The 8,995-nt window shown below is 64.1% G+C and carries 8 protein-coding genes and 1 pseudogene; 4 read left to right on the plus strand and 5 right to left on the minus strand.

Going from position 1 to position 8,995, the window contains the following annotated elements; genetic code table 11:
- Window positions 1-22: 22 nt before the first annotated feature.
- From ADT71_RS04170 to ADT71_RS32820, 4 genes are read left to right on the plus strand one after another with little or no spacing between them, the layout of a single operon-like run.
- Window positions 23-706 (plus strand): response regulator transcription factor, encoded by a 684-nt coding sequence (locus ADT71_RS04170; protein WP_054435405.1) that lies wholly within the window; start codon window positions 23-25, stop codon window positions 704-706.
- Window positions 703-2,004: a FecR domain-containing protein gene (locus tag ADT71_RS04175; RefSeq protein ID WP_231635565.1), complete on the plus strand. Its 1,302-nt coding sequence runs from the start codon at window positions 703-705 to the stop codon at window positions 2,002-2,004. Before ADT71_RS04170 ends, ADT71_RS04175 begins: the two co-directional genes overlap by 4 nt.
- Window positions 2,001-3,524 carry a CHASE2 domain-containing protein gene (locus ADT71_RS04180; RefSeq protein ID WP_054435407.1) on the plus strand — a complete coding sequence of 508 codons (1,524 nt, stop codon included), beginning with the start codon at window positions 2,001-2,003 and terminating at the stop codon, window positions 3,522-3,524. The genes ADT71_RS04175 and ADT71_RS04180 overlap by 4 nt, the downstream gene beginning before the upstream one ends.
- Window positions 3,515-4,234: a sensor histidine kinase KdpD gene (locus ADT71_RS32820; protein ID WP_054435409.1), complete on the plus strand. Its 720-nt coding sequence runs from the start codon at window positions 3,515-3,517 to the stop codon at window positions 4,232-4,234. Before ADT71_RS04180 ends, ADT71_RS32820 begins: the two co-directional genes overlap by 10 nt.
- A 27-nt stretch (window positions 4,235-4,261) precedes the next feature.
- Here ADT71_RS32820 and ADT71_RS04190 read toward each other — a convergent pair whose 3' ends face one another.
- The 5 genes and pseudogenes from ADT71_RS04190 to ADT71_RS04200 form a co-directional block, all read right to left on the minus strand.
- Window positions 4,262-4,762 carry a hypothetical protein gene (locus ADT71_RS04190; protein WP_132470196.1) on the minus strand — a complete coding sequence of 167 codons (501 nt, stop codon included), beginning with the start codon at window positions 4,760-4,762 and terminating at the stop codon, window positions 4,262-4,264.
- 467 nt (window positions 4,763-5,229) lie between these two features.
- Complete coding sequence (locus ADT71_RS34865; protein ID WP_369818163.1) at window positions 5,230-5,667, minus strand: DUF885 family protein; 438 nt, start codon at window positions 5,665-5,667, stop codon at window positions 5,230-5,232.
- Window positions 5,633-6,859: pseudogene (locus ADT71_RS04195) on the minus strand (DUF885 family protein); the annotation flags it as partial. The pseudogene ADT71_RS04195 and the gene ADT71_RS34865, both read right to left, overlap by 35 nt.
- Window positions 6,856-7,065 (minus strand): twin-arginine translocation signal domain-containing protein, encoded by a 210-nt coding sequence (locus ADT71_RS32825; RefSeq protein WP_231635567.1) that lies wholly within the window; start codon window positions 7,063-7,065, stop codon window positions 6,856-6,858. The gene ADT71_RS32825 and the pseudogene ADT71_RS04195, both read right to left, overlap by 4 nt.
- Before the next feature lie 412 nt (window positions 7,066-7,477).
- The gene (locus tag ADT71_RS04200) at window positions 7,478-8,863 is read right to left on the minus strand and encodes a TonB-dependent receptor domain-containing protein (RefSeq protein ID WP_231635568.1); all 1,386 of its coding nucleotides are present in this window, start codon (window positions 8,861-8,863) and stop codon (window positions 7,478-7,480) included.
- Window positions 8,864-8,995: the final 132 nt, after the last annotated feature.

Here is an 8,995-nt window from a genome sequence, read left to right on the forward strand (position 1 = left end):
GCGGATCAGGGGCTACGCGCGAATGCGGATTGCAATTCTGGAGGACGATCTCGCCCTTGCCGGCTATGTCGAGAAGTCGCTGCTGGCCAGCGGCAACAGTTGTGCCATTTTTGCGGACGGTCAGAACCTCCTGCATCAGATGCACCGCGAGACTTTCGACATGCTGATCCTCGACTGGAATGTACCGGGCATGTCGGGCCTCCAGATATTGGACTGGATGCGCGAGAATCTGGACAGCAGGCCGCCTTCGCTCATGCTCACGAGCCGGTCTGCCGAAGAGGACATAGTGGCCGGACTGTCCGCCGGTGCGGACGATTACGTGATCAAGCCGGTATCCTCGGCCGTCCTGCTGGCACGGGTGGCCGCCGTGGCACGGCGGGCGTATCCCACCGCCACCAACCCGGTCGAGACATTCGGCCCTTTCAGGTTCGACAGCCGGGCGGAAACGATCGAGCTGCTGGGAGAAGCGGTGGCCGTCACCGCGAAGGAGTTTGCCCTTGCCACTCTCCTTTTCAGGAACATGAACCGGGCCTTGTCCAGGGCTTACCTTCTCGAAGCGATCTGGGGCGTGCGACCGAACCTGCCTACGCGGACGCTCGACGCGCACATCTCGAACGTGCGCACGAAGCTCAACCTGCGCCCGGCGAACGGTTTCAAGCTCTCGCCGATCTACTCGTATGGCTATCGTCTGGAAGCCCTGACTTGAACTCTCGTTTTCTTTGCCGCGCATCCCTTGCCGCGGCGCTGCTGGCCACTTCTGCAGGTCTCCGCGCGGAGACGCCGGCCCATGTCGCTTACAGCGTCAACCGGAACGACACCCTCTACGATCTTGCCCGGCGCTATTTCGCCGATCCGGCGAGCTATCCGGTGGTTCAGAAGCTCAACAGGATCGGCAACCCGAGGCGGATTCCCGTAGGGCGCATCCTCAAGATACCGCGCTCCATGCTGCGCCGCGAACCCATCGAGGCGGTCGTGCAGAGCTATAGGGGGGCCGTGCTCGTGGGCGCGCGAGGCGCGGCCGTCGGGCTCAGGGTTCGCGAGGGAGATCTGATCGAGACGGGCGAGCGCTCGTTCGTTTCGCTGCGGCTGCCCGATAGCACCACCGTCTCCCTTCCTCCCGGAAGCCGTGTGCGCGTGGAGCGGCTGCGTCGCACCCTGCTGGCGGAATCCGTCGAGCGGCGCTTCGTCGTGCAGCGGGGGCAGGCGTCCGGGATCGTCACGCCGATGACGGACCCTCACAGCACCTTCCAGTTCCTGACGCCCCGCGCGATGACATCGGTGCGCGGAACCCGGTTCCGTACAAGCTACGATCCGGCCAGCGGGGCTTCGAAAGTCGAAGTCTCGGAAGGCAAGGTTGCGTTCCGGGAGACGCGGGAGAAGGAGCAGTTCGTCGTGGCGGGCTTCGGCACTAACGACGGGCTTGCGGCACCCGTGCCGCTGCTGGCGCCGCCAGAGCTGATGTCGCCGGACAGGGTACAGGCCGAGGAGCAACTGGTCTTCGCCGCGCGGCCGGTCGTCGGCGCTGCACGTTATCGCTTTCAGATCGCCCGCGATGCCGGTTTCCTGGATGTGCTGGACGAAGCCTATGCGCAAGTGCCGCGCGCCGAATTCGCGGGCCTGCCTCGTGGGACATATTTCGTACGCATGGCCGGCATGGACCGTAACGACCTTGAGGGCCTTGCCTCGACCTATAGCTTCGAGCGACGGCTCAACCGGCTACGAACCAGTTTCGAGGAAAGTCGTGCCGGCAGATACCGGCAGTTCCTGTTCCGCTGGCAGGCGCCGGATGCTCCGGAGGCCAGTTTCCGCTTCCAGCTGTCGCGCAGTCCCGATGGTTCCGCGCCGTTGGTGGACCAGACCGGCCTGACCGGGGATGCTTTCGTCATTACCGATCTCGCGGCCGGTACCTATTACTGGCGGGTGATGAGCATGGAGGCCGCCGAGGGGCGGGTCTACACGAAATGGTCGCCTGCCAATGAACTGCGGGTCGGGGCCGCGAAGTGAACCTCACGGTCCGCCTCAAGACCGAATGGTGGATCATTGCCGTGCTCGTCAGCCTTCTTGCTGTCGTCCTGACGCTGGGCGACGCGCTCTCGCGGTTGGACAATGCCGCTTACGACCATCTGCTGCAACTCGATCCCAAAAAGTCGGATGGCCATATCGCGCTGGTCGAGATTGACGACGACGCCCTTGCGCAACTTGGCCGCTGGCCATGGGATCGCGGCATTCATGCGCGGCTTGTCGCTCGGCTGAGCGCAGCGGCACCGAAGGCGATCGTCTACGATACGCTTTTCACCGAGCCGGGTGCGCCCGCCGGAGATTCGAGGCTGGCCGGCGCTATCGGGCGGGCAGGGAACGTGTTCTTGCCCTTCTTCGTCAGCGCAGGCGGCCTGCCGGGCGGAGGAAACAGGATCGTCGACCCTATTCCGCTGCTGCGGAATGCTGCGAAGGGCACGGGCTTTACCGATTTCCTCGTGGATGCAGACGGGGTGATGCGCTCAGCCCCGGCCCCGATCGGCTCCCGCCTGCACCTGATGGACGATGTTCACCGCAGCATCGGGAAAGGCGCGCAGATGCCCGGATCGGGCAGGTTGATCCCCTTTACCCCCGGCGAGCCGTGGCTTCGTATTCCGGCGGCATCGCTCATCGCGGGAAAAGTTCCGGTCCAGGATTTGCACGGCAAGTTCGTCCTGGTGGGAGTGACGGCCGGTGGTATCGGGCCGCGCTATTCTGTTCCCGGCCTCGGCACGATGTCCGGGCTCGAAATCAATGCCCAGTTCCTGCGCGGGCTGCTCGCCGATCTGATGATCGAGAAAGCGGGGATCGCGGCGCGGATCGGCTTTGCGGTCGTGCCTGTCTGGCTGCTCATGTTGTTGATGGGCCCGTTCCCGCGCGTTTCCCCGGCGCTGGGCCTTGCAGCCGCAACGGCGACCGTCCTGGCGGCCGCCGGCCTGCTGCTTCTCCTTGGACGGATCTGGCTTCCGCCCGCGACCGCGGTCCTGGCTCTCTGTATTGCCTATCCGATCTGGGGGTGGCGGCAACTCGCGATCACGCAGCGCTTCATGCACCGCGAACTGCTGCGTCTGGAGGCCGATTCCACGATCTTTGTACAGCGCCCAAGGAAGGGGCGGCAACCGCTGCCCTCGACGATTTCACTGCTTACTGCCGCGATCACGAGCAACCGCGACATGAAGCATTTCGTCGCCGAACGGCTCGACCAGTTGCCGGACGCGACCCTCGTCACGAATGGTGAGGGTAAAATCCTGCTCGCCAATGCATCGGCGGGTAACCTCTTCGGCCCGGAGCAGGTCCGAAGCGGCGAGCCCGGCAAGGGTGCTGCACTGCTGGGCCGCTTCCGGCAGGCCGGATCCCAGGAGCTATCCGCTTTCCCGACATGCCGATCGAGGGGCCGCTCAGTTTCGACACCATTACGGACGATGGCCATTTCTTCGCCATCCGCTTTGCGCCCCAGCGCTCCGTCGATGGAGGCTTCGTTGGCTGGATCGTCCAGTTCATGGATGTAAGCGAGGCCAAGGCGGCGCAGCGCCAGCGCGACGATATCCTCGAACTCCTGACTCACGACATGCGCTCCCCGCAGGCCTCGATCCTCGCCGTTCTGGAAACGGCGCCGAGCGAGAACATCGCGCCGGAAGAAGCGCGCCGCATTCGCCACTACGCGGAAAGGACGCTTGGTCTCGCCGATGGCTTCGTCCAGCTCGCGCGCGCTGAAAGCCTCGAGTATGCCCTGGAGGATGTCGCGCTGGGGGACATGATGATCGATGCGATCGATGATCTCTGGCCGCAGCTCACGGCCAAATCGATTTCGATTGATACCGCCGACGGTGAAGAGCGCCTGATCGTGCGGGTAGAGCGTTCACTCATGACCCGCGCACTAATCAACCTCCTCGACAACGCGATCAAGTACAGCCCCGTGGGAAGCCATATTCGTTGCACCGTGCGGCAGGAGCCGGGAGATGACAACGAGCTGCGCGCGATCTGTGAGATCGTGGACGAAGGCCCCGGACTGGAAGAGGAACACAGGCACAGGCTCTTCGAGCGCTTTCATCGCGGCCCGCTCGGCGCCGGTAGAAGAACGGACGGCGTCGGGCTTGGCCTGAGCTTCGTTCATACCGTTGTGGTGCGGCATCGCGGCGAGGTCCGCTGCGCCAGCGAAGCTGGCCGAGGCGCGACGTTCACGCTGGCCCTGCCGCTTGCCGATCAAGGACAAGCCTAGGTTTACGGCCTCGGCGGAATGGACCGTTTACGGCCGGGCGGTTGCCGTCGCGGTGGAACCGCCGAGCTGCGTCAGGAACGCCTGCAAGAGCTGGCCCTCGACGCCGGGCCTGCCTTGCTTCACCGGCTCTTGCCCGACAAGGCGGTAGAGTTCCCGGCCCGTCTCCCGCTGCGAGATGACGAGCGTATAGACCCGCAGTTCGGCAGAACGGGAGCGGGTGGGCGGCACGAGCCAGGTCTTTTCGTCCGCCTTGTCCTGAGGCGCGAAGAGGCCTGTCCCGCCGGGAAGCCGGGCCGTGGTGAGCTGGACGAGATAATCCGCCCTTTCCGAGCGCGAGAAACCCCGCGCTGCGAGATCGGCGAGAATAGCGCTCTGCCAGTCGCCGTCGTCTGCCGCCCCGCCAACCAGTTCGATACCGCCCGCCTGCGGAATAGCGCCTGTGGCATTCACAGTGGGTTTCGGCAGGGACGTACATGCAGGCAGCAGGGCTGCCAATCCCAGGAGCAGCGGTGAAGCGGGTACTTTCATCGTCATTTCCGATCAGGCCTGCAGGGTCGAGCGGTCTCGTAGGTGAATTTGCGGCTAAGTCCATCTCATGCAAGCCTTCGCCAACTGAGCGGCTTGCGAATTTACACTGCTTTACATCGCGTCTGAGGGATTTCGCCTATGCTGGGCGGGCCGTTGCAATCCGCTGCGGCCATCTCGATCGCGACGCTGCATTACCCCCCGCGCCAGCGAAAAATACCCCATGTATGGTGATCGAGGTGAGAAGTGATCCGGGCTCGAACCGGGCGCCACCTCCGGCCTCGCTCCCCCCAATGGAGCGAGGCCCTTTCTTTGCAGGCCAGCCATCATAAATGTAAACAATTGTTATCGCTATGGTGATGCAGCAGGCAGGTCTTTAGGGGAGGCGGCGGGCAGCGGCTCAGTCTTATCGACTGCCCCCGAGGAGCCGCTGCCCATCCTTTGCCATCCTTCGTCCGATGGCGTTGCGTTCAGCCGGCGGATGACCTGCTGGTCGATACCCAGTCGTCAACGACGCGTTCAAGCACGGTCAGCGGCATTCCGCCGCCCGCAAGCGCCGTGTCGTGGAAGCCCCGGATGTCGAAGCGGTCTCCCAGTGCCGCCCGCGCCTTTTCGCGCAGACGGACCCATTCGTTGTGGCCGACCTTGTAGGCGCAGGCCTGGCCCGGCCAACTGCAATAGCGCTCCACTTCCGAGGTCGCCCCGCCTTCGGCGCGGCCGGTATTGTCGATGAAATAGCGGATCGCCTGTTCGCGGCTCCAGCCCTTGGAATGAATTCCGGTGTCGACTACCAGACGCACGCGCGGAACAGCAGGCTTTGATAGAAGCCATCCGGCCCAGCGGATCGTTGTCATAGGCGCCCAGTTCGTCGGCAAGCTGCTCGGCATAGAGCCCCCAGCCTTCGGCATAGCTGGAGAAGAACAGCAGGTTCATGAGCTTGGGCGCCGCCGCGCTTTCCTGCTGGAGCGCGATCTGGAGGTGATGGCCCGGGATCGCCTCGTGATAGGTGAGGGTGGGGAGGCCGAATTTCGGCCAGTTGGCGGTGTCGGTCAGGTTGATCCAGTAGATCCCGGGGCGCGTGCCGTCGAGGCTGGGCGAATTGTAGTAGCCCTGCGAAGCGCCTTCCTGGATCTCGGGAGGAACGCGCTTGATCTGCACGCCTGCCTTGGGAAGGCGGCCGAAGGCCTTGGGCAACAGCGCCTGCATCGCCGCCATCTGCTCGTTCAGGTGCGCCACCAGTTCCAACTTCGCGGCGTCGGTGTTGGGATAGACGTTGGCCGGGTTGGCGATCAGGGCCGCCATGCGTTCGCCCACGGTGCCTTGGCTGAAGCCTTGCGACTTCAGCAAGGCGTCGGACCGGGCGGTCAGATCGGCAACCTGTTCCAGCCCGATGCGATGGATTTCATCGGCGGACATCCGGGTCGTGGTGATGTAGTTCAGGCTATTGGCGTAATACTGCGCCCCTTGCGGCAGACGCGATACCGAGGCGTCATGTCCGGCCTTGGGCAGGGCCGCCTTCAGGGCATCGTTCTGGCGCTGGAGCGCGGGATAGACCCGTTCGGAGACCAGCTTTTCCACGCGCGCGCCCCATTCGCCGGGGATCGACTGTTCATGCGTGCGCCGCACGATCGACTGGACGAGCGTGGATTCGCCGGCCGCCGTGCTAAGCATTCCGGCCTGGAGGCCGATGGTCTTGTTCAGGATGAAATCGGGCGGGATGACGCCAAGGCCGAAATCCTCGCGCATCCGGTCGGTCTCGGCGGTTAGAACGTCTGCAAAGTCGTTCACGCGCGAAACGAAGGCCTCGGCGTCGGCTGCCGTCTTGATGGTGTGCTGGTTGTCGAGGAAATCGGCGGTGTTGAGGTAGGCGCCGCCGCCCTGGCTGACCCGGTAGACCTGCGGCCAGCCACCCTGGCCATAAGGTATGGCGTAAGTATTGATGACGGAGTCGAGGTTCGCCGCGATCGTGTCGTAATAGATCGCGTCCCGCGAATTCATCGAAGCCCTGTCGAGGGCGCCAAGCTGGGCGCGAGCAGTGCGGACGAGTGCCCGGTCCTTTTCCTCTCGCTCCCGCGTGGGAATCGTCAGGCGCGATTTCAGCGCGCGCGGGTGCCGGTGTCCAGTCCCAGCTGCGTCGCCGTCTCTGGCGAGGCATCGACCTGGACTTCGAAGTACTTGTCCATGAAGGCGGCAAGGGCAGCGTCGGAACCGGCCGGCGACGCGGACACGCGTGCGAGCGCGGGGCCGGCCGCAACAGCGGCGGCACCTGCCGAAGCGGAAGTGAGGAAACGGCGACGATCGATCATGAAAGCTCCGGCGATAGTTTATGGCCGGAACTTACGCCATGGTTTCAAGCGAATGCAAATGGAGCGGATGATTTCGGGCAGGAAGAGGTGAAGAAGCCGCTCTCCCCATGAAATCATCCCGGGCTTGCCGCCGCTTTTGGACGCCAGCCATTGATCGGCCTCGCCGAACACCGGGGAGGGGCGCCGTTCAGAAGTCGGGATCGAAGCCGGCAACGGCCCGCAGGACGGGCGGACGATGAGCGGTATCCTCGGCTTGCGGCAATTTCTTCTTTTCAGGCACTTTGCCCGGATCGTTGATTGTCGTTCTGTTTCGGCGGGGCGCCGCCTTTTTATTGTTCATCGACTGCCTTGGTACATTCATTGCCTTGGAAGGGAGCCGCCGCGCCGGGCACGCCCGGCGCGGCGGAACCGATCAGAAGTTGACCGTCGCGCCGATGGCGATCTGGCGGCCAAGCGAGTCATACCGTGCCGAGAGCGTGTTGCTCCGCGACAGGCCGTAGTTGTAGGAATTCGGCAGCAGCGGCGGCAGCTTGTCGAAGATGTTGTTCGCCGAGATGCGGAACGAGAAGGCCTCGTCGACGCGGAACGTCATCGCAAGATCGAAGTAGTTCTGCGCCTTGATCCGGTAGAACGTCTCGCGCTCGGAGCTTTCGCTCCAGCCCAGTGCCGGGTCGCCCGAGTTGCTCACGTTGGTCAGCGGGCCGACGTAGCGCCAGTTGAACGAGGCGTTGAAGACGCGATCCTCGGTCGTGTAGGTGGCGCGCAGGCTGTGGGTCCACTTGGGGATCAGCTGGCCGCAGGGACCGCCGTAGTAACCCGCGCAGTTGTACTTGGCGAGGATCGGCGAATCCTGGCCGCCCGCCAGCGTGGTGAGCGAGCCCGAGAAGTCCAGCGCGAGGTCACCGTAACGGCCGAGGCCGAGGGTGTACTGGCCCTGGAAGTCCCAGCCGTGCGACTTGCTCTTGTAGTAGTTGGTCGTGCCGCCACGGATGAACCCGGTGGTGGGGTTGGTGCCCGGGTTGCTCGAGAGCGTGCCATCGGCATTGCGCACGAACATCGAGCAGAAGAACTCGCTGCCGGTCTGGAGGCAGCCGTTCGAGAAGTAGTCGTAGTCGTTGTAGCCGATCGAATCGTCGAGATCGATCAGGAAGCGGTCCACGGAAACGACGAGGCCGGGCAGGAACGAGGGCTTGAGGACGACGCCGAAGGTCTTGGTATAGGCCGTTTCGGGGTCGACGGTATAGCCGCCGCGGCGCACGGTGCAGCCGATGTCGGTCGGGCAGACCAGTGTCGGGCTGCCGTAGAGGCTGTCCGCCAGGCCGGTCGCCGCGCAGACTTCGCGCGATGCTGCCGGAGCGCCGTAGACGGGAACCTGCTGGCCGTTGGCGCCGGTCGTGTACGTGACCGTCGGTGCGCAGATGTCGTTGTAGGCCGTGGTGATCCGGTCATAGCTGATGTTCGAGCCCTGGTAGGCTTCGACGACCGTGGGCGCGCGCTGCGCCTTGTTGATCGATCCGCGGAACGTGATGTCCGAGATCGGCGACCAGATCGCTTCCGCCTTCCAGGTGGAGAACACGCTCGGGTTGGAGCTGTACTTCGAAAGCCTGTAGGCGCCGTTGAACTGGAGCAGTTCGGCGAAAGGCTTGCGCTCGATGATCGGAACCTGAAGCTCGACGTTTCCTTCCCAGACGTGCTGCGAAAGGTTGGCGTCGGAGCCGCCGTTGTTTTCACGCCAGACGTCGTCCGCGTAGCTCTTCAGCTTGTCCTGGCGGAATTCGGCGCCCAGTGCGATGGCCACGCCCTGGTCGGCCCAGGGAGACTGGATGCCATAAGTGCCTGACTCGGAAGTTTCTCAACCGTAGCAATACCTTGCAGTTCTGCGGGTGAGCATGCGGATGGAGGCGATGGTGGCCCATGCCGTTGACGATGC

It is taken from the genome of Novosphingobium sp. ST904 (genome assembly GCF_001298105.1).
Taxonomy (GTDB): Bacteria; Pseudomonadota; Alphaproteobacteria; order Sphingomonadales; family Sphingomonadaceae; genus Novosphingobium.